16 protein-coding genes are annotated in these 19079 nt (G+C 73.0%); 10 read left to right on the top strand and 6 right to left on the bottom strand.

Annotation, left to right across the window (positions count from 1 at the left end; genetic code table 11):
- Positions 1-49: 49 nt before the first annotated feature.
- On the bottom strand, positions 50-1336 hold the full coding sequence (fahA, locus tag ACOOHE_RS07800; protein ID WP_420457245.1) for a fumarylacetoacetase: 1287 nt from the start codon (positions 1334-1336) through the stop codon (positions 50-52).
- 263 nt (positions 1337-1599) lie between these two features.
- The gene (locus tag ACOOHE_RS07795) at positions 1600-2541 is read right to left on the bottom strand and encodes a hypothetical protein (protein ID WP_420457244.1); all 942 of its coding nucleotides are present in this window, start codon (positions 2539-2541) and stop codon (positions 1600-1602) included.
- Between the two features lie 141 nt (positions 2542-2682).
- On the opposite strand from ACOOHE_RS07795, the gene ACOOHE_RS07790 reads away from it, so the two are divergent.
- The 10 genes from ACOOHE_RS07790 to ACOOHE_RS07745 all read left to right on the top strand — a co-directional run bounded on the left by ACOOHE_RS07790 (position 2683) and on the right by ACOOHE_RS07745 (position 13671).
- Positions 2683-3837: a tetratricopeptide repeat protein gene (locus tag ACOOHE_RS07790; RefSeq protein WP_420457243.1), complete on the top strand. Its 1155-nt coding sequence runs from the start codon at positions 2683-2685 to the stop codon at positions 3835-3837.
- Between the two features lie 282 nt (positions 3838-4119).
- Positions 4120-5304: a cystathionine gamma-synthase gene (locus ACOOHE_RS07785; protein WP_420457242.1), complete on the top strand. Its 1185-nt coding sequence runs from the start codon at positions 4120-4122 to the stop codon at positions 5302-5304.
- Positions 5305-5411: 107 nt separating this feature from the next.
- Complete coding sequence (locus tag ACOOHE_RS07780) at positions 5412-6221, top strand: CDP-alcohol phosphatidyltransferase family protein (protein WP_420457241.1); 810 nt, start codon at positions 5412-5414, stop codon at positions 6219-6221.
- An 88-nt stretch (positions 6222-6309) separates the two neighbouring features.
- Positions 6310-7080: an SDR family NAD(P)-dependent oxidoreductase gene (locus ACOOHE_RS07775; RefSeq protein ID WP_420457240.1), complete on the top strand. Its 771-nt coding sequence runs from the start codon at positions 6310-6312 to the stop codon at positions 7078-7080.
- Position 7081: 1 nt separating this feature from the next.
- Entirely contained in the window at positions 7082-8290 is a 1209-nt protein-coding gene (locus tag ACOOHE_RS07770; protein ID WP_420457239.1) for an acyl-CoA dehydrogenase family protein, read from the top strand.
- Positions 8291-8600: 310 nt separating this feature from the next.
- Positions 8601-9365, top strand: a complete 765-nt coding sequence (locus ACOOHE_RS07765; RefSeq protein ID WP_420457238.1) for a glucose 1-dehydrogenase — start codon at positions 8601-8603, stop codon at positions 9363-9365.
- Entirely contained in the window at positions 9365-10177 is an 813-nt protein-coding gene (locus ACOOHE_RS07760) for an alpha/beta fold hydrolase (protein WP_420457237.1), read from the top strand. Before ACOOHE_RS07765 ends, ACOOHE_RS07760 begins: the two co-directional genes overlap by 1 nt.
- A complete protein-coding gene (locus ACOOHE_RS07755; protein WP_420457236.1) occupies positions 10177-11232 on the top strand; it encodes a phosphotransferase family protein in 1056 nt (351 codons plus the stop codon). The genes ACOOHE_RS07760 and ACOOHE_RS07755 overlap by 1 nt, the downstream gene beginning before the upstream one ends.
- A 2-nt stretch (positions 11233-11234) precedes the next feature.
- The gene (locus tag ACOOHE_RS07750; RefSeq protein WP_420457235.1) at positions 11235-12560 is read left to right on the top strand and encodes an acyl-CoA dehydrogenase family protein; all 1326 of its coding nucleotides are present in this window, start codon (positions 11235-11237) and stop codon (positions 12558-12560) included.
- A 112-nt stretch (positions 12561-12672) separates the two neighbouring features.
- Positions 12673-13671, top strand: a complete 999-nt coding sequence (locus ACOOHE_RS07745; protein ID WP_420457234.1) for a quinone oxidoreductase family protein — start codon at positions 12673-12675, stop codon at positions 13669-13671.
- An 18-nt stretch (positions 13672-13689) separates the two neighbouring features.
- On the opposite strand, the gene ACOOHE_RS07740 is transcribed toward ACOOHE_RS07745, so the two are convergent.
- The 4 genes from ACOOHE_RS07740 to ACOOHE_RS07725 all read right to left on the bottom strand — a co-directional run bounded on the left by ACOOHE_RS07740 (position 13690) and on the right by ACOOHE_RS07725 (position 18842).
- The gene (locus ACOOHE_RS07740; RefSeq protein WP_420457233.1) at positions 13690-14148 is read right to left on the bottom strand and encodes an MOSC domain-containing protein; all 459 of its coding nucleotides are present in this window, start codon (positions 14146-14148) and stop codon (positions 13690-13692) included.
- 177 nt (positions 14149-14325) lie between these two features.
- On the bottom strand, positions 14326-15150 hold the full coding sequence (locus tag ACOOHE_RS07735) for a DUF547 domain-containing protein (protein ID WP_420457232.1): 825 nt from the start codon (positions 15148-15150) through the stop codon (positions 14326-14328).
- Positions 15151-15180: 30 nt separating this feature from the next.
- Positions 15181-15918 carry a DUF1573 domain-containing protein gene (locus ACOOHE_RS07730; RefSeq protein ID WP_420457231.1) on the bottom strand — a complete coding sequence of 246 codons (738 nt, stop codon included), beginning with the start codon at positions 15916-15918 and terminating at the stop codon, positions 15181-15183.
- Positions 15915-18842, bottom strand: coding sequence for a thiamine pyrophosphate-dependent enzyme (locus tag ACOOHE_RS07725; RefSeq protein WP_420457230.1), 2928 nt, complete (start codon positions 18840-18842; stop codon positions 15915-15917). The genes ACOOHE_RS07730 and ACOOHE_RS07725 overlap by 4 nt, the downstream gene beginning before the upstream one ends.
- Positions 18843-19079 lie beyond the last annotated feature (237 nt).

The raw sequence follows: 19079 nt of genomic DNA, 5'->3' as shown, positions 1-19079 counted from the left end.
GAATGCGCCTGAATATAGGTCCCTCTCTAATCCATGTGGGGCCAGCGCGTTACGAAGCCGTCGGGCGGATCGTCCCGCTCACCTCGCCCAGGCTCACCCGCCGGCCATCGCGGACCGCCTCGCCCGAGATCACCACGCGGTCGCCGTCGCGCAGGAACGTCCGCGTCTCGCCGCCCGGCAGGTCGAGCGGGCGGGTCCCCCGCCACGAGAGCTCCAAGAACGACCCGTAGCTGCCCGGCGCCTCCCCGCTGATCGTCCCCGACGCCATCAGGTCGCCCGGCCGCGCGTTGCACCCGTTGACGGTGTGGTGAACGAGCTGCTGCTCGGGGCTCCAGTACAGGTTCGTCGCGTTCGACCGGGCCACGACCTCGGGCGGCGTCCCGGCCTCGCGCATCGCCTCCGTTTCCAGCGCGACGGCCAGGTCGAGGTCGAGCGCGCGCGGCTCGGCCTGGCGGAGGTACGGCAACGGCTCCGGGTTGCCGGCCGTCTCGTCCTGCGCCTCGCCCTCTACGCGGAACGGCGCGAGTGCGGCGGCCGGCACCACCCAGGGCGAGATCGACGTGGCGAAGCTCTTGCCCAAAAACGGCCCCAGCGGGACGTACTCCCACTTCTGGATGTCGCGCGCGCTCCAGTCGTTGACGAGCACGAACCCGAAGATGTGCCGCCCGGCCTGGGCCATCGGGATCGGCTCGCCGAGCGCGTTGCCGGGCCCTACGAAGAAGCCCAGCTCGAGCTCCATGTCGAGCAGCTTCGACGGGCCGAAGACCGGCGGCGCGTCGTCGTCCGGCTTCTGCTGGCCGCTCGGGCGCGTCACGTCGGTCCCGCTCACCACGACCGACGACGCCCGCCCGTGGTACCCGACCGGCAGGTGGAGCCAGTTCGGCAACAGCGCGTTGTCCGGGTCCCGGAACATCGACCCGACGTTCGTCGCGTGCTGGCGCGACGAGTAGAAGTCGGTGTAGTCGCCGATCTCGGCCGGCAGGTGCATCGTGACGTCGGCCAGTGGCACGATGGCCCGTTGCCGCAGCGTCTCCGACTCGCGGAGCGCCGGCGAGCCCTCGACGCTCAAGAGCTCCTGGAGGTGGCTCCGGACGGCGTGCCACGTGTCGGGCCCGAGCGCCATGAAGCGGTTGAGCGACCCGGCGTTGAACACGGGCTGCCGCCCGGCGCCGGCCACCCCGACCACCCCGTGGCTTTCGAGCACGGCCAGGTCCACCACGTGGTCCCCGATCCGGACGCCGCACCGGGGCGGCTCGGCCCGGGTCGAGAACACGCCGTACGGCAGGTTGTGCAGGCCGAAGCCGCTGTCGGCGGGGAGATCGAGGAAGGGGGTCATGAGATGGGAGGTTGAGCGGGTGCGGCGGGTCGGGCCGGTGCGGCGGGTTGAATGCGAGAGGCCCCCGAGCGTTCGCCGTCCGCTCGACTCATACGGGCTCCGAAGGTTCGCTGTGCATGAGGGAGCAGGCGTGATGGCCCCTCACCCTGTCCCTCTCCCGGTGGGAGAGGGGACGTCGCCGGCGACTGCATAGCCAATCGGGCGAGGCCGTATCAGGCACGAAACCGGCTGAACCCGACCGACCCGCTGAACCTGCCAACCTCTCACAGCCAGCCGAGGGCTCGGAGGTCGTCGAGCGGCTCGTCGAACGAGCACGAGCCGAAGCTGAGCGCGGACTGCGTGCGGGCGTCGGCGACCTCGGCGGCGGTGGCCCGGAGGGATCGCCAGCGCAGGCCGTCCTCGACGGACCACGACCCGGGGTCGTCGTCGGCCAGGATCTCGGCCCAGTCGTCGGGGCGGAGCCCGTGGAGGCGCGCGAGCGCGGCGCCGCCGAAGACGCCCAAAAACCCGTGCATCCGGGCGCCGACGGCCTCGTCGTCGTTGGGGAGCGGGTGGTGCAAGCCGGCCGTCGCCTTGAACGGGGCGCCCGCGCGGACCGCCTCCGAGAGCGCCCGGGCCAGCGTCTCGACGTCGGGCACCAGGTCGGGCGTGACGCCGCCGCAGCGGAGCTTGAGCGCGAACGCCGGCCGCTCCGCCCGCCCGTTCGCATCGACCACGGCCTGCGCCGCCGGCGCGACGGCGTCGGGCGCGTCGAGGAACGGGACTTCGAGGGCCGCTCGCGGCCCGGTCGCGCCGCCGTTCAAAAGAGCCGCGTCGAGGTCTCCGAGCATCCCGGCGAGCGCGTCCGCGTCCCGGGCGATCTCGGCGGGCACCTTCAGCTCGAACCGGTCGGCGCGGACGCGGTCGGGGTGGACCTTTTCCACCTCGCGGGCGGCGTCGAGCGTCCGGCGGGCGGTCTCGAGCCAGCCGTCGCCCTCGTCGGGCAGGCCCAGGACCGACAGCGGCCACGGCCCCTCGTCCACGTGATCCGCCAGCTCCCCCAAGCGGCCGGCGGGGACGATGAACCGGCCGAGCATCCAGGCGTCGGGGCTCCGGCGGTGGCCGGCGTAGGCGTCGGCCGAGGCGTCCAGCGCGAGGGCGGCCGGCGGGAACAGGCCGGCGTAGTCGATCAGGCCGTCGAGGAGGGCGTGCGCGGCGGGCGTCATGGACAGTTTCGACGGGGGAGCGAGGGCGGACCCGGACCCCGGCGGTAGGTTGGGCGTGGAAGGGTACGACCCACCCGACCCGCCTCGTGATCCCCCACCGGAGGTCCCCGGGGCGCCCCTGCGTTTCTGCCCGCCACTCCCATGTTCTCCCGCATCCTCACCCTCTCCCTCTCGCTCGTCGTCGCCCTGCTCGTCGGCGGCGCCGACGGCTGCTCCAGCGACCCGAACGTCGAGGGCGCCAAGCTCGACCTCCAGAACGGCGACTACGAGCGCGCGATGACCAACCTCGACGAGGCCCTCGAAACGAACCCCGACAACGTCGAGGCCTTGCAGCTCCGCGTCGAGGTCCTGCGCCAGCAGTACGAGAACACGGCCGGCGCCCAGCCCAAGGCCGCCTTCCTCGCCGCCAACTACGACGACATGGTCGCGACGTACCAACGCGCCCGGACGCTGGCCCCGGACGACGCGGCCAATGACCAGACCCGGCTCGCGCTGTGGGCCCTGGCTGTCAACGCCGGCAACGACGTCATCCGCGACCCCGAGGCCGACGTGGCCACGGCCGTCGACTTTTTCGAGACCTCGACGGAGCTCTACCCGGACTCGTCCCAGGGTTACCTCGGCCTGGGCCTCGCTTACCTCCGGACCGGCGACGCCGCCCAGGCCGTCGTCCCGCTCGAGCGCGGCATCGCCGTCGCCGACGACGACCCGGTCCTGGCCTACTACTACGGCCGCTCGCTCGTCCTGGCCGAGCGCGGGACCGACGCCGTGACGTTCCTCGAAGGCGCCCAGACCCGGTTCCCGGGCGACGAGGACATCCAGACGATGCTCCTCAACGCCTACACGCTCTCGGGCCAGACCGACCAGGCCATCGCCCGCTACGAGCAGGTCGTCGGCCAGCAGCCGGAGAACGCGACGTACCGCTACAACTACGGGGCCCTCCTGCTCCAGGCCGAGCGCTACGACGACGCCATCGAGCAGCTGACCGAGGCCACGCGCTTGGCGACCGACAACTCGGACGCCTTTTACAACCTGGGCGCGGCCTACCAGAACCGGGCCGCCGCGCTCAACGAGCGGGCCAACGCGACCGAAGACGTCACCGAGGCCAACCGCCTGGTCGACGAGCGGAACGAGAACCTCGAGGCCTCGCTCGGCCCGCTCATGCAGGCCCGGACGCTGTCGATGGGGACCCCCGACGAGGCCGGCGTCTGCGACGCGCTCTTCCGCGTCTACACCCAGCTTGGCCGCGTCGACGACGCCGAGGGCGTCTCGGAGTGCGCCGGCATCTCGATGAACTAAGGACGGCTGGTGCTATGAGTCGCCGTCTCGTGTAGCGCACCCATCCTGCGTCGGCGACATGGCGATCCCCTCTCCTCCCATGCCGTCATCCCCGCGCACGCGGGGATCCATACGGTCTCGCGACCGACCGCAGCATCGCATGGATTCCCGCGTTCGCGGGAATGACGGCTCTGGATTGGGAGGCAGACTCATTCATAGGCCGACCGTACCTGGGCCGCCGCCTGCCTTTCCCCGCGGGGGCGTGGTTCGCCGCGCCCCCGCTTCGTTTGAACCCGCCCCTCCGTGACTCCATCCGACCCCGCCGGCTTCGGCACCCGCGCCGTCCACGCCGGCCAGCGGCCCGACCCCTCGACCGGCGCCATCATGACGCCGGTCTACCAGACCAGCACCTACGTCCAGCACGCGCCCGACGTCCACCAGGGCTACGACTACGCCCGCGTCGGCAACCCCACGCGGACGGCGCTCGAGCAGAACCTGGCGTCGCTCGAAGGGGCCGCGCACGGCGTCGCCTTCGCGTCGGGCGTGGCCGGGATCGACGCGATCCTGCGGCGGCTTCGGCCCGGCGACCACGTCGTGTCCACGAGCGACCTCTACGGCGGGACGTACCGGCTCATGCGCCAGGTCCACGAGCCGATGGGCGTCGGGTTCACGTTCGTCGACCTCGCCTCGCCCGACGCACTCGCCGAGGCGATGACCGACGCGACCAAGTTGGTCTGGATCGAGACGCCGACGAACCCGCTCCTGCGCATCTATGACGTCGAGGCGCTGGCGGCCGTCGCTCGTGAGCGCGACGTGGCCGTGGCCGTCGACAACACGTTCGCGAGCCCGTACCTCCAGCGGCCACTCGCGCTCGGCGCCGACCTCGTCCTCCACTCGACGACGAAGTACCTCGGCGGCCACTCCGACGTGATCGGCGGGGCCGTCCTGACGTCGGACGACGGGTGGGCCGAGCACCTCCGGTTCCAGATCAAGGCCGTCGGCGCGGCGCCGGCCCCGCTCGACTGCTTCCTCCTGCTCCGCTCGACCAAGACGCTCCACCTGCGGATGGAGCGGCACTGCGCGAACGCCCGCGCCGTGGCCGACTTCCTGCGAGGCCACGACGCCGTCGCTCGGGTGCTGTACCCCGGCTTTGAAGACCACCCCGGCCACGAGGTCGCGGCTCGGCAGATGCGCGACTTCGGCGGGATGGTCTCGCTCGTCCTGGCCGACGACACCGTCGAGACCGCTGTTCGCTTTATGCAGTCGACCCGGCTGTTCTCGCTGGCCGAGAGCCTGGGCGGCGTCGAGAGCCTGGTCTCGCACCCGGCCTCGATGACGCACGGCTCGATCCCGGCCGACGTCCGCCGGGCGGCCGGCCTGCCCGACGGGCTCGTCCGCCTGAGCGTCGGGGTCGAGGACGAGGGCGACCTGATCGCGGACCTCAACCGGGCGCTCGCGGCCCTCGCGGAGCCCGCGCTCGTCGGCTGATCCCCGGTTGGCCGGGCCGGCCGGAACCCGGAGGGGCCGTGCGGAGATCGTGGGCAGGAGGCCACCGACCGGCCTCTTTATGTTTCGGTGATCTCGCCCGCGCTCACGTGTCGTCGTCCCCCCTGCCCTCCTCCCGGCCCGTCGCCCGCCCGACGGCGGGCCCGGCGACGACGCCCGCACCGCCGCCGACACCGCCGGTCGCCAAGCGGCGGATCAACGACATCTTGCTGGGCCGGTTCGAGCGGTGGGCGCTCCCCCGGATGGCCGCCCGGCTCCCCCGCTGGATGACGCCCGACGGGCTGACGGCCATCGCCCTCGCCGGCGCGTTCCTGTCGGCCGTCGCCTACGCGCTGGCGGGGTCCAACTTGGTCTGGCTCCACGTCGCCTCGCTGGGCCTGGTGATCCACTGGTGGGGCGACAGCCTGGACGGGACGCTGGCCCGGGTCCGCCAGATCCGGCGCGAGAAGTACGGGTTCTTCGTCGACCACCAGTGCGACGCGATCTCGACCGTCGCCCTGTGCGTCGGGCTCGGCGCGGGCGGGCTGTTGCAGATGGAGATCGCGCTCGCGGTCTGCGTCGGCGTGCTCATGCTGATGCTGCTCGTCAACATGGTGACGATCGCGCGGGACGTGTTCAAGATCTCGTTCGGGGCCGTCGGCCCGACGGAGCTGCGGGTGATCGCGATCGCGTTCAACACGCTGGCGTGGGCCGTCGGGCCGCAGTCGTTCGTCGTGTTCGGCCGGACGTGGACGGCGTTCGACGGGCTGGGGCTCCTCGCGGTGGCCCTGCTGGCGGGCGTCTACGTCGTGTTCGTCGCGAGGGAGACGCGGCTCATCGCCCGCCTCGACCCGACGCCGCCGCCCGGCGAGGACGGCATCCCGTTCGACCCGACCGGGCAGAGCCGGACGGACGACTAGCCCACGTCGCCGGGAGTCCCCGACGTCACCGCCGAGCCGGATCAAGTTGCGGGCGCGGTGGGTGTCTCCTCTCCCCCGCTGCTCGGCCATGCCCGCCCTCCCCGACTCGTTCCGCCTCGACGGCCGCGTGGCCTTGGTCACCGGCGCCTCGCGCGGCATCGGCGAGGCGATGGCCCGGGCGCTCGCCGACGCCGGCGCCCACGTCGTCGTGACCAGCCGCAAGCAGGAGGCCGTCGACGCCGTCGCCGCGTCGATCCGCGAGGACGGCGGCCAGGCGACCGGCCGCGCGCTCCACGTCGGCCACGCCGACGAGCTGGCCGACGCCGTGGCCGAGATCGCCGACGCGCATGGCGGGCTCCACGTGCTCGTCAACAACGCGGCGACGAACCCGGTCTACGGGCCCGTCGAGGAGACCGACGAGCGGGCGTTCGACCAGATCATGGGCGTCAACCTGAAAGGCCCGTTCCTGCTGGCAAAGGCCGCCCTCCCCCACCTGTCCAAGGACGGCGGCTCCATCGTCAACGTGTCGAGCATCGGGGGCGTCACGCCCGAGACGGGGCTCGGGGTCTACAGCGTCTCGAAGGCCGCGCTGCTGTCGCTGACCCAGGTGATGGCGAAGGAGTGGGGCCGCCACGGGGTCCGCGCGAACGCCGTCTGCCCGGGCCTTATCCAGACCGACTTTAGCCGGGCCCTGTGGGACGACGAGCAGACGCTCGGCCGGTTCACGCGCAACCTCCCCGCCGGCCGGATCGGCGTCCCGGGCGACCTCGCCGGCTTGGCCGTCTTCCTCGCCTCCGACGCCTCGGCCTACTGCACCGGCGGCGTGTTCACGGTCGACGGCGGCTATCTCGTCGCCTGACATGCCCGACCTCGACAACGTCCTCGCCCGTGTCCGTTCGGTCGTGGCCGACCGGCTCGTCCCGCTCGAACCGCTCCTGCTGGCGGGCGACTTCGACGCGCTGATCCCGGAGATGGACGCCGTCCGCGCCGAGATGCGTGAGGACGATTTGTGGAACCCGCACCTGGCGGCCGAGCACGGCGGCCTGGGGCTCGGCCTCGACGAGTTCGCGCACGTCAGCGAGGCGTTGGGCCGGTCGCCGCTCGGCCACCTCGCGGTCAACGCCCAGGCGCCGGACGCGGGCAACCAGGAGCTGCTGGCGGCCCACGCCACCGACGAGCAGCGCGAGCGGTTTTTGGAGCCGCTCGTCCGCGGCGAGGTCCGGTCGTGCTTCGCGATGACCGAGCCCGAGCACGCCGGCTCGAACCCGGCCGTGATGAGCACGGCGGCCACCCGCGACGACGGCGAGTGGGTGATCGACGGCCACAAGTGGTTCACGACGGCGTTCGACGGGGCCGCGGTCTGCATCGTGATGGCCGTCACCGACCCCGACGCCGAGAGCCGCTACGCCCGCGCGTCCATGCTCATCGTGCCGACCGACGCGCCGGGCCTGACGCACGTCCGCAAGCTGCCCGTGATGGGCGACCGTGGCGCCGGCTGGTTCTCCCACTCCGAGATCCGCTTCGACGGCGTGCGCGTCCCGGCCGACGCCCTGCTCGGGCCCCGCGGCGGCGGGTTCAGGCTGGCCCAAGAGCGGTTGGGGCCGGGGCGGATCCACCACTGCATGAGGTGGATCGGCATCTGCGAGCGGGCGTTCGACGCGATGTGCGCCTACGCTGGGACGCGCGAGCTGGCGCCGGGCCGGCCGCTGGCGTCGCGCGAGACGGTCCAAACGTGGATCGCCGAGAGCCGCGCCGAGATCGACGCCGCCCGGCTCTACGTCCTCGACACGGCCCGGCGGATCGCCGCCGCGCCGACCGTCGTCGAGGGACAGCGTGAGGCGCGCGTCCAGGTCTCGGCCATCAAGTTCTACGTGGCCGGCGTGCTCCAGCGCGTGCTCGACCGGGCGCTCCAGACGCACGGCGGGCTCGGGATGCTGGACGACACGCCCCTCGCCTTCTGGGTCCGCCACGAGCGCGCCGCCCGTATCTACGACGGGCCCGACGAGGTCCACCGCGGCGTCGTCGCCCGGGAGGAGCTGAAGGCCCGTGGTTTTTCCATTCCCCGCTGATGCTGCGCCCAGCTCCCATGCCGAGTCCCATTCGCGCGGATGCGTGATGCGTGAGTCTTCCGCTGGTAGATCACGCATCGGCGTCCGGCCACTGATTCCAGATCGCCGACTGTCTCCATTTCCCCACCTTGTCATCCTGAGCGGAGGCCGTCTTCGGCCGGAGTCGAAGGATCTAACCGCTCGTCGCTCCCGGCCCCCCCAGGACCCGGAGGCCACGCGGAGCAGATCCTTCGCTGGCGCTCAGGGTGACAGGGTGGGTGAGATGGACAGACTCAGAACGAGTAGGACTTCCTGACCCTCTCTGACCGCCATGCCCGCCCCTCGATTCAAAGACACCGTCGCCGTCGTCACCGGCGCCGCCGGCGGCATCGGCCGCGAGACGGCCCTCGCCTTCGCGCGCGAGGGCGCCCGCGTCGCCGTGGCCGACGTGGACGAAAGCGGCGGGGCCGAGACCGTCCGCCAGATCGAGGACGCCGGCGGCCAAGCCGTCTTCCACCGCTGCGACGTGGCACAGTCCGGCGACGTGGTCGGGCTGATGGACGGGGCCGTCGAGCGGTGGGGCCGGCTCGACGCCGTCGTCAACAACGCGGGCGTCGGCGGCGTCCGCGCGCCGACCGCGAGCTACCCCGAGGCCGACTGGGAGCGGACGCTGGCGGTCAACGCGGGCGGCGTCTTTTTAGGGACGAAGCACGCGCTCCGGCACATGACGCCGGCCGGGCGCGGGGCCGTCGTCAACGTGGCGAGCGTGGCCGGGATCGCCGGTTTCCCCGGGTCCGTGGCCTACTGCGCGTCGAAGCACGCCGTCGTCGGGATCACGCGGGCGGCGGCGCTCGAGGTGGCCAAGGCGGGCGTGACCGTCAACGCCGTCTGCCCCGCCTTCGTCGACACCGACATGGTGGACGACCTTCGGCGGGCCGACCCGTCGCTCGGCGGAAAACTGGCGGGCCAGATGCCGGTCGGCCGGTTGGGGACCGTCGCCGAGATCGCCGCCGCCATCCTGTTCCTGTGCGGCCCGGACGCCCGCTTTATGACCGGGCTCGCGCTCCCGCTCGACGGCGGCCTGACCGCGAGCTGATGCCGACGCTCTCCATCCGCGGCGCGACGCTCTACTACACCGACACCGGAGGCGACGGCGAGGCCGTGGTCTTGGGCCACGGCTACCTGATGACGCACGCGCTCTGGGACCGCGCCGTTCAACCGCTCGCCGACGCGGGCTACCGCGTCGTCCGGGTCGACTGGCGCGGGCAAGGGCGCAGCGAGGTCACGGCCGAGGGCTACGATCCCTGGGACCTGGCCGACGACCTGCTGGCGCTCCTCTCCGGTCTCGGGGTCGACCGGTTCCACTTCGTCGGCCACTCGATGGCGGGCTACGTCGGCTACCGGGCCGCGCTGCGGGCGCCGGAGCGCGTGGCGAGCCTGGTCCAGATCGGGACGTCGGCGGCGGCCGAGGGAGGGCTCGCGCTCGTCAAGTACACGGCGCTCTTGTGGGCGCTCCGGCTGTTCGGCTACGGCGCCGTGCTGGGCCAGGTCCTGCCGATCCTGTACGGGCGCCGCTACCTCGACGCGCCGGACCGCGCGCCCGACGTGGCCGAGCAGCGTCGGCGCATCCAGACCAACGACCGGCTGGGCGTCTTCCGCGCCGGGAAGGGCATCTTCGGCCGCGACGACCTGTCGGGCCGTCTCGGGGGGGTCACCGCCCCGACGCTGGTCGTCACCGGCGAGACCGACGTGCCGCACCCGCCCACCCAGGGCCGCGCCGACGCCGGGCGGGTCCCGAACGCCGAGTTCGTCCAGCTCGACGGCGTCGGCCACACGCCGCCGGAGGAGGCGCCCGACGAGGTCACCCGGCGGATCCTCGACTGGGTCCGCCGCCACCCAGCCTCCTGATGGCCGCGCTCGACCAGCCCGCCGACGTCCGCGTCCCGCTCGACCGGGCCGCCCTCGCGGAGTGGCTGGGCGACGCGCTCGGCCTCGGCGGCGACCTCGACGTCCGCCAGTTCCCGAGCGGGTTCTCGAACCTGACCTACCTCGTCACGGTCGCCGGCCGCGACCTCGTCCTGCGCCGACCGCCGCCCGGCGCCGACGTCCAGGGCGGCCACGACATGGGCCGCGAGGTCACGCTGCTGACGGCGCTGTGGGGCCACCTCCCCGTCCCCCAACCGCTCGGCTTCGAGCCGACCGGCGACGTGCTCGGCGCCCCGTTCTTCGTGATGGAGCGGGTCGAGGGCGCCATCTTGCGGAGCACCACGCCGAGCGCCGACCGCCCCGACGCCGCCGCGATGGCGACCGTGGCCGACGCCTTCCTCGACACGTTCGCCGCGCTCCACGCCGTCGACCTCGCCGCGGTCGGGCTGGCGGACTTCGGGCGGCCCCAGGGCTACGTCCGCCGCCAGATCGACGGGTGGACACGCCGCTACGACCGCGCCCGGACGGACGACGTGCCGGCCATCGACCGGGCCTTCGCGTGGCTCGACGCGAACGCGCCGCCCGAAGGCGCTCCCGCCCTCATCCACAACGACTACAAATACGACAACCTCGTCCTCGACCCGGCCGACCTCGGCACCGTCCGCGCCGTCCTCGACTGGGAGCTGGCGACCGTCGGCGACCCGCTGATGGACCTGGGCTCGACGCTGGGCTACTGGATCGAGGCCGACGACCCGCCGGCCCTCAAGGCGCTCGCGCTCAGCCCGACGTGGTGGCCCGGCAACCCGACGCGCGACGAGCTCGTCCGCCGCTACGCGGAGACCACCGGCCGCGACCCGGGCGACGGCGTCGCGTACGCCGTCTACGGCCTGCTCAAGCTGGCCGTCATCGCCCAACAGATCTACGCCCGCTGGCGGTCCGGCCACGCCACCGACCCCCGCTTCGAGGGGCTCCTCCACACCGTCCGCGCCTGCGGCGACGCCGCCCTCCGCGCCATCGACCGCGGGCGCCTCTCGTAGCCATGCCCACTACCGTTCTCGACACCGACCTCCTCGACCGGCTCTCCCGAAAGATCGACGTCGACAAGGTCCTGCGCGGGCTGGACGCGATGCCCGAGGAGCACCTCGCCCGGCTCTTGGCGGCCACCGACGGTCCCGCAGAACCGAAAGAACCGCGCGAGCCGGACCCCGACTTCTACGGCCTGTTCGACCGCCAACTCAGCGACGAGCAGCAGCGCGTCCGCCGGGTCGTCCGCCGGTTCATGGTCGAGACCGTCGAGCCGGTCGCCAACGGGTATTGGGAGCGGGGCGAGATGCCGTTCGAGCTGGTCCAGCCGCTGGCGGCGATGCTGCGGGAGGCGCTGGGCGAGACCCCGGCCGAGCGCTACTGCACCGACCCGTTCGTCGCCGGCCTCGTCAGCCTGGAGATCCCGCGCGTCGACCCGAGTCTGGGCACGTTTCTGGGGGTCCACTGGGGCCTGTGCCTGGTCTCGATCCACCTGTTCGGCAGCGACGCGCAGAAGGCGCGGTGGCTCGGCCCTCTGGAGCGGTTCGAAAAAATTGGGAGTTGGGCGCTCACCGAGCCCGCCCACGGCTCCGACGCCGCCGCCGGACTCGAGACGACGGCCACCCGAACCGGCGACACCTGGACGATCACCGGCGCCAAAAAGTGGTCCGGCAACGCCACCTTCGCCGACGTCACGGTGATCTGGGCCAAGGACACCGCCGACGGCGAGGTCAAGGGCTTCCTCGTCGAGAAGGAGACGCCCGGCTTCGAGGTGACGAAGCTGGAGGGCAAGATCGCCAAGCGGGCCGTCCAGAACGTCGACATCCGGCTCGACGGCGTCGAGGTGCCCGAGTCGAGCCGGCTGCCGGGCGTCCGGTCGTTCCGCGACGTGGCCGGCCAGCTCGCGACGGCCCGAGCCGGCGTCGCCTGGGAGGCCGTCGGCATGGCCATGGGCATCTACGAGCACACGCACCGCTACTGCACCCGGCGCGTCCAGTTCGGCAAGCCCATCGCCGGGTTCCAGTTGGTGCAGGAGAGCCTGGTGCGGATGCTCGGGAATGTGGTCGCCGTCCAGGCCGTCGTGCTCGGGCTCGGCCACGCCTACGACGAGCCGCACCGGCTCCACGAGCGCGCGAGCCTGGCCAAGGTGTTCTGCGTCGACAAGATGCGGGAGACGGCCCAGATCGGCCGCGGGCTGTTGGGCGGCAACGGCATCCTGCTCGAACACCACGTCGCTAGGCTGTTCGCCGACGCCGAGGCGGTCTACTCGTACGAGGGCTCGCGCGAGATGAACGCGCTCATCGTCGGCCGGGCCATCACCGGGCTGAGCGCGTTTGTGTAGGCGGTACGGGGTACCGGGTACGAGGTACTCCTCGGGCGGAACATCACGCTCCGGGCCCCCCGTCTGCTTCCCACACTGTACCCCGTACCCCGTACCAAGTACCACCTGAGCCATGCCCACCGTCCGCAAGCTCGTCGCCACCGTGCTCACGCCCGACTTCCGTCAGTCGGCCCGGCTGGTCGAGGAGGAGATTCCGGGACCCGGGCCGGGCGAGGTGCTCGTCCGCAACCGGGTGGCCGGGGTCAACGCGAGCGACGTCAACCTGACGGCGGGGCGGTACCAGCCGGGCGTCGAGCCCCCGTTCGACCTCGGGTTCGAGGCGGCCGGCGTGGTCGAGGCCGTCGGGCCCGGCGTCGAGCGGCTGGCCGTCGGCGACGCCGTCGCCCACTCGACGCTGGGCGGCGGGTTCCGCGACCTTGCCGTCGTGCCGGCCGCGCTGGCGGTGCCCGTCCCCGAGCCGTCGGCCCAGGCGCTGTCGGTCCTGGTCAGCGGGCTGACGGCGTCGATCGCGCTGGAGCAGGTCGGCGAGGTCCAGGCGGGCGAGACGGTCCTGGTGACGGCCGCGGCCGGAGGGACGGGTCAGTACGCCGTCCAGCTCGCCAAGCGGGCCGGCGCCCGCGTGCTCGGCACCTGCGGGAGCGACGACAAGGCCGACCTCCTGCGCGACCTCGGCTGCGACCGGCCGATCACCTACCGGACCGAGGACGTCCGCGAGGTGCTCAAGGCCGAGGCGCCCGACGGGCTCGACGTGGTCTACGAGAGCGTCGGCGGGGCCCTGTTCGACACGGCGTTGCGGTCGCTCGCGGTCAAGGGCCGGCTGGTCAGCATCGGCTACGTCAGCGAGTACGTCGACGGGCCCGAGCGCGTGAGCGACGCCCGCGTGTACCACCGGCTGCTGGCGAAGTCGGCGAGCGTCCGCGGCTTTTTCCTGCCCCACTACGCGCGCCACTTCCCCGAGCACATGCAGCGGCTGCTGGCGCTCGTCGCCAGCGGCGAGCTGACGGTCGCCGTCGACCCGACCGAGTTCCGCGGCCTGGACGCCGTGGCCGACGCCGTCGAGCACTTGCACAGCGGCCGGAGCCTGGGCAAGGTCGTCGTCTGGCTCGACTGACAGCCTTCGACGGGGTTGTTACCCGACGCGGACCTCGTCGCCGGGCCGGACGGTGCCCTCGGTCAGCACGCGGGCGTACCACCGGGTCTGATCCGGCACGCGGTCCGGCTTGATCCGCTTGAACGCGCCGTCGGCGAACGAGCCCGCGATGGTCTTGCACGGCTCGACGCGCTGGGTCAGTTGGAGCCGCGCCCCGCCCACCTCCACCACCGCGCCGACCTCCAACGTCGGCCAGTCGAGCCCGGCCACCGTCAGGTTCTCGCCGACGGACCCGGGGAAGATGGGGTGGCCCTCGGCCTGGAGCGCCTGGATCAGCTCGAGCGAGAACAGGCAGACGGCCCGCTCCGGCCCGCCGTGGACCTTGGGGTGGTTGACGGCGTCGCCGCTCAGCCCCTCCCGCCCGACCCAAGCTTCGGCGACGGCCCGCTTCGGGACCCCGCCCGGCGACGTGTTGACCTGGAGGACGCGAGCGGGCATGGGGACGGGGGACGGGGGACGGGGGACGGGGGACGGGGGACGGGGGACGGGGGACGGGGGACGGGAAGATGGCCGTCGGCGGTCGCCCGCGCCACCGGTGGGCCGTCGAGTTGTCCACGAAGCGCCCACGCGCCCCCCTCTGCCCGTTCCCCGTCCCGCGAGCGCAGCGAGCCCCCCTTACCGCGCCCGATTGACCGTCCAGTCGTAGGCGAACGTGACCGCCCGGTCGCGGCGGAGGTCGGCCGCCGCCTTACCCGCCAGCCGAGACCGAAGCGAGGCTGCTCGGTCCGCCGACATCGCGGCCAGCAACACGTCGCCGACGCGCCGACCGCCGGACTCGAAGTCGCCAGCGAACCAGTCGAACAGGGACGACACCACCAGCCGGCGACCGTCGGCGCGGACGGCGCGGGACGAGGCGACGAACAGGCGGAAACGCGCGTCGAGGTCGGCGTCGAGCGTCGCGGCCCGATACGACCGGGCGCGGAGCGGCGGGCACGAGACGGCGGCGCAGTTGAGCGCAGCGTGGATGCGATAGTCGACCCGGCTCGGGCGCAAGGCGCGGAGCGCGCGTGGCACCGGCGCCCCGGCGACTCGGTCCTGCCGGCGCAGGACCCCGTGCTCCAGTTGGTCGAGCGTCATCGTCTGCCCCGCCACAACGACGGGCTGGCGAAAAAAGGCGCCGAACAGGTCCTGCCGCTCCAGGTTCGTCGCCCGCGGGTGGGCCAAGACGCGCGCCAGCACGTGGGCGTTGTAGGCGTTGATGAGGAACGTCGTCTTCTGGGCGTCCGTCCGCAGCGCGCCGGGGTCCTGCCGGGCGATGGCGGCGAGCGCCGCGTCGAGGTCGTCGCGGTGGCGTGACGCGAGGGCTCGGTAGTCGACGCGGCCGTCGGACTGGACGACGGCGCCGAGCACGCGGTCGAGTGGGCCTTCGACGGCGGCTTGCGCCGAGGCCGGCGCGGCCATCGCGAGCAGGAAAACGGCGAGCAGCGGGAGTCGGAGCATACCCGTCCAACGCGCTGTCGGCGCGCGGTCTTACTCGCCGTCCGGGATCTCGCGTGGTGGCCCGACGCGGCCGATGACTCGGACCTGCTTGACCGGCTCGTCGGCGTCCGTCGTCCAGAGCACGAGCGGGACCGACACGGCCCCGTCGATGGCGAGCGCAGCCGGGTCAGCGATGGACACGAACAGGCCGCCGATCCGGTCCGGGAAGATGGGCCCCGGCGGTGAGGTCACGTCCACGCCGTCCGGCGCCTCGACCCGCTCGATCCGCACCGGGCGGTCGCCGACATTCGCGAACTGGAACGCGGTCTGCAACGGCTCGCCGGCCGGGGCCTCTCCCCCGTCGGCCTCGACGCGGTCGAACGCGAGCGACCCGAGCGGGACGCCCGTCTCGGCCAGCGCCGGGCGGACCACGCCCGAGATCCGCAGCGTCACGGCGTCGGCGCCCTCGGCCACGACGAACACGGCCTTCTCGAAGTCGCCGGGCCGGCCCGCCGGGTCGTACGCCACCTCGACCGTGCCCGAGCCGCCGGGCGCCACCGGGTCGCTCGTCCACGACGGCGTGGTGCAGCCGCACGCGGCCTCGACGCTCGTCAGCCGGAGCGGCGCGTCGCCCGCGTTCGTGAACCGGAACGTCCGGTGGACGGGCCCGTCGGCCTCAGCGATCCGGCCGAGGTCGAGGGTTTCGGTGTCGAACGCGACCCGCCCCTGCGCGAGCGCGGGACTGGCGAGGGCCACGAGCAGGACGAGGGAGCCGAGGGTCCGTTTCAAAACTCGAGCACCTCGCGGGCGGCGGCCAGGATGTCGTCGTCCTGGGGAAGCACCTCCTTTTCGAGCACGTCGGCGTAGGGGATCGACGAGAACGCGCCGGCGACGCGCTTGACGGGAGCATCAAGGTGGCCGAAGGCGGCGTCGGAGACCTGGGCGGCCACCTCGGCGCCGAAGCCCATGAACTCGTGGTCCTCGTAGGCCACCAGCACGCGGCCCGTCTTCCGTGCCGAGGCCAGGACCGTCTCTCGGTCGAACGGCAAGATCGACCGGACGTCGACGACCTCGACCGAGACGCCCTCCTTTTCCAGCGCCTTCGCCACGTTGAGCGCCTTGTAGACGATGGCGCCCCACGTCACGATCGTCAGGTCCGTGCCCTCCCGGACGACGGCGGCCGTGCCGAGCGGGACGAGGTAGTCGGCGTGGGGCTCGGGCCGGCGGGCGGGGCCCTGGCGGTAGAGCGCCTTGTGCTCCAGGAACAGGACGGGGTCGTGGCCCCGGATCGCCGTCTTGAGCAGGCCCTTCGCGTCGGCCGCGTTCGACGGCATCACGACGTGGAGCCCGGGCCAGTGGCCGAAGATGGCCTCGATGTTCTGGCTGTGGCACAGGCCGCCGTGGATGTAGCCGCCGCACGGGACGCGGAGCACCATCGGGCACGCCCACTCATTGTTGGAGCGGTAGCGCATCGAGGCCACCTGGTTCCGGAGCGGCTGCATCCCGGGCCAGATGTAGTCGGCGAACTGGATCTCGACGACGGGCATGTAGCCGGCCGCCGCGAGCCCGACGGCGCTGCCGATCACCGAGTGCTCGGCGAGCGGGCTGTTGAAGCACCGGTCGCGCCCGTGCCGCTCGGTCAGCCCGCGCGTGGCCGTGAACACGCCGCCCTTGCCGCCGCCGACGTCCTCGCCGTAGACCAGCACGCGCGGGTCCCGCGCCATCTCCTCGTCGAGCGCGTGGTTGATCGCGTCGACCATGACGACCAGGTCGCCGGTCTCGCCGTCGGCCTCGTACTCGCGCTCGTCGGGCCCCTCGTAGTAGACGTGGCGGGTCGCGTCGGCCGGGTCGGGGTCGGGCTCGGCCTCGACGGCCCGGGCGATCCGGTCGACCTCGGCGGCCACCTCCTGCTCGAGCGCGTCGACCTCGGCGTCGGTCAGGATCCCGGCCTCGACGAGCCGGGCGGCGAAGCGCGGGATCGGGTCGCGGGCGATGTCGGCCTCGATGGAGGCGGCCTCGCGGTACTTCCGGTGGTCGTCCGACGACGAGTGCGGCAGGAGCCGGACCAGGTCGGCGTGGAGCGCGACCGGCCCCTTCCCGGCGCGGATGTGGTCCATCGCGGCGCGCGCGGCGGCGGCCGATTGGAAAAAGTCCGTCCCGTCGTAGCGGATCCGCTCGAGCCCGGCGTAGCCGCCCAACAGGTGCCAGATCGAGCCGCCGGCCGTCTGCTCCTCGACCGGGACCGAGATCGCGTACTTGTTGTCCTGGACGTGGAACAGGACCGGCAACGCCTCGCGCGCGGCCCAGTTGAGCGCCTCGTGGAACGCGCCCTGGCTCGTCGAGCCCTCGCCGCCCGAGGCGTAGACGGCCCGGCTCGGTGTGCCTTGGGCGACGGCTTCGCCGTCCTCGCGCTTGACGGCGAGCGCGAACCCGACCGCCGGCACGTACTGCGCCGCCACCGACGACGACGTCGAGAGCACGTTGAGCGCGCGGTGGCCGAAGTGCTCGGGCATCTGGCGCCCCCCGCCGAACACGTCGGCCGCCTTGCCGAAGTGGGCCCGCAGCACCTCCGTCGGCGTGACGCCGATGGTGAGGGCGGTCGCGAGGTCGCGGTAGTAAAGGCAGAACCAGTCTCGGCCGCCCTTGAAGTGGCCACCGACGGCGATCTGGCTCGCCTCGTGGCCGGCCGAGCCGATGTGGAAGAACCCCTTCCCCTGCTTGAGCAAGGTCAGCATCTTGTGATCGAGCCGGCGCGAGGTCATCATCGTGCGGAGCACGGTGCGGAGCGTGTCGGGCTCGAAGTCGTCGGGGCCGAGCGGCGCCACCTCGAGCGTCCCCTCGGGCTCACCGACGCTGGCGGTCTCGGCCTTGTCCTCGTCCGTTTCCAGCTCGAAGGCGTGGTCGACGGCCGCGGTGACGGCGGCGTCTTCGAGGTCGCCACCCTCTGCGTCTTCCTTGGCGGAGAGGTCGGGGTCGGACGGTCCGTCGTCGGAGGCCGAGCCGTCGAGCGCGCCCGCTGGGCTCTCGTCGAGGCCGGCCTGGGCGAACGGGTCCGGGCCCTCGTCCTCCAGGCTCTCGGCGGCGTCCGTCGGAGGAGCCGGCTCGGCGCCCTCGGGCTCGGCCGCCGACGCCGTCTGGAACGGGTCTCGGGGTTCCTCTGACGGGACGCCGCTCGCCTCCGCCGCCACGTGGTCGTCGTCGGACGGGGCGTCCGGCTCGGCCGTCCCGGCCTCTTCAGGCGCCGAGTCGTCGGGGGCAGGAGCCGCGAAGGGGTCGGAGACGAACTCGTCCGCGCGGGCCTCGGTGATGACGGCCGGCTCGCCTCCCGCCAGAGGCGCGGCAATCGGGGCGGCCTCGCTGTCGTCGCTCGACGCCTCTCCCCCGTCGAGAAGCGCTTCCGACCCGACGGCCGAAGCGTCGCCGGCCTCGTCCTCGTCGACGCTCAGGGTGGGGACCTCGCTGGCCGCCCACACGAACGAGGGCTGGGCGTCGGTGTCGGCCGAGGCGTCGCCGAGAACGAGCGCGTCGAGCGCGGCGTCGTCGGCGCCGCCCGTGCCGAAGGTCTCCGGAGCGCCGTGGTCGACCGTGGCCCCGTCGCCGGGCTCCCCGCCGGAGGCGGTCTCGCCGTCCTCGGGCGTCAGGAACGTCCGGATCGAGAAGCGCGCGCGGGCGTCGGCAGCGGGGTCGTCGGAGCGGCGGTCGTCGGAGGCCATCGGCGGGGGAGGAAGGGGCGGGGAGACGGTGAGCGGCGACCCGCGGGCGGGCCCGCGGGGGACGGTGAAAGATACGCGGGGGTCCAACGCCGGCCGGCGTCGCTGGGTGCCGGGCGGCGTCGAGTTCGGCGCGACCGACTCTCGGAATCCGGGGCGGTCGGAACGGAACGCGCCCGTTCCCTTCCACGCCCCCATTGGGAGTTCAGGAGACGGGCGGCTAGCTTGGCCCCCTTCTTG

Source organism: Rubrivirga sp., assembly GCF_965213695.1.
GTDB lineage: Bacteria > Bacteroidota > Rhodothermia > Rhodothermales > Rubricoccaceae > Rubrivirga.
The sequence above is the reverse complement of the archived record's forward strand: the minus strand, read 5'-3'. Positions and strand labels throughout refer to the sequence as shown.

Bases quoted from the DNA above. Each gene is read 5' to 3' on its own strand.
- fahA (WP_420457245.1), bottom strand. From the start codon at position 1,336: ATGACCCCCTTCCTCGATCTCCCCGCCGACAGCGGCTTCGGCCTGCAC.
- ACOOHE_RS07795 (WP_420457244.1), bottom strand. From the start codon at position 2,541: ATGACGCCCGCCGCGCACGCCCTCCTCGACGGCCTGATCGACTACGCC.
- ACOOHE_RS07790 (WP_420457243.1), top strand. From the start codon at position 2,683: ATGTTCTCCCGCATCCTCACCCTCTCCCTCTCGCTCGTCGTCGCCCTG.
- ACOOHE_RS07775 (WP_420457240.1), top strand. From the start codon at position 6,310: ATGCCCGCCCTCCCCGACTCGTTCCGCCTCGACGGCCGCGTGGCCTTG.
- ACOOHE_RS07770 (WP_420457239.1), top strand. From the start codon at position 7,082: ATGCCCGACCTCGACAACGTCCTCGCCCGTGTCCGTTCGGTCGTGGCC.
- ACOOHE_RS07765 (WP_420457238.1), top strand. From the start codon at position 8,601: ATGCCCGCCCCTCGATTCAAAGACACCGTCGCCGTCGTCACCGGCGCC.
- ACOOHE_RS07760 (WP_420457237.1), top strand. From the start codon at position 9,365: ATGCCGACGCTCTCCATCCGCGGCGCGACGCTCTACTACACCGACACC.
- ACOOHE_RS07755 (WP_420457236.1), top strand. From the start codon at position 10,177: ATGGCCGCGCTCGACCAGCCCGCCGACGTCCGCGTCCCGCTCGACCGG.
- ACOOHE_RS07750 (WP_420457235.1), top strand. From the start codon at position 11,235: ATGCCCACTACCGTTCTCGACACCGACCTCCTCGACCGGCTCTCCCGA.
- ACOOHE_RS07745 (WP_420457234.1), top strand. From the start codon at position 12,673: ATGCCCACCGTCCGCAAGCTCGTCGCCACCGTGCTCACGCCCGACTTC.
- ACOOHE_RS07740 (WP_420457233.1), bottom strand. From the start codon at position 14,148: ATGCCCGCTCGCGTCCTCCAGGTCAACACGTCGCCGGGCGGGGTCCCG.
- ACOOHE_RS07735 (WP_420457232.1), bottom strand. From the start codon at position 15,150: ATGCTCCGACTCCCGCTGCTCGCCGTTTTCCTGCTCGCGATGGCCGCG.
- ACOOHE_RS07725 (WP_420457230.1), bottom strand. From the start codon at position 18,842: ATGGCCTCCGACGACCGCCGCTCCGACGACCCCGCTGCCGACGCCCGC.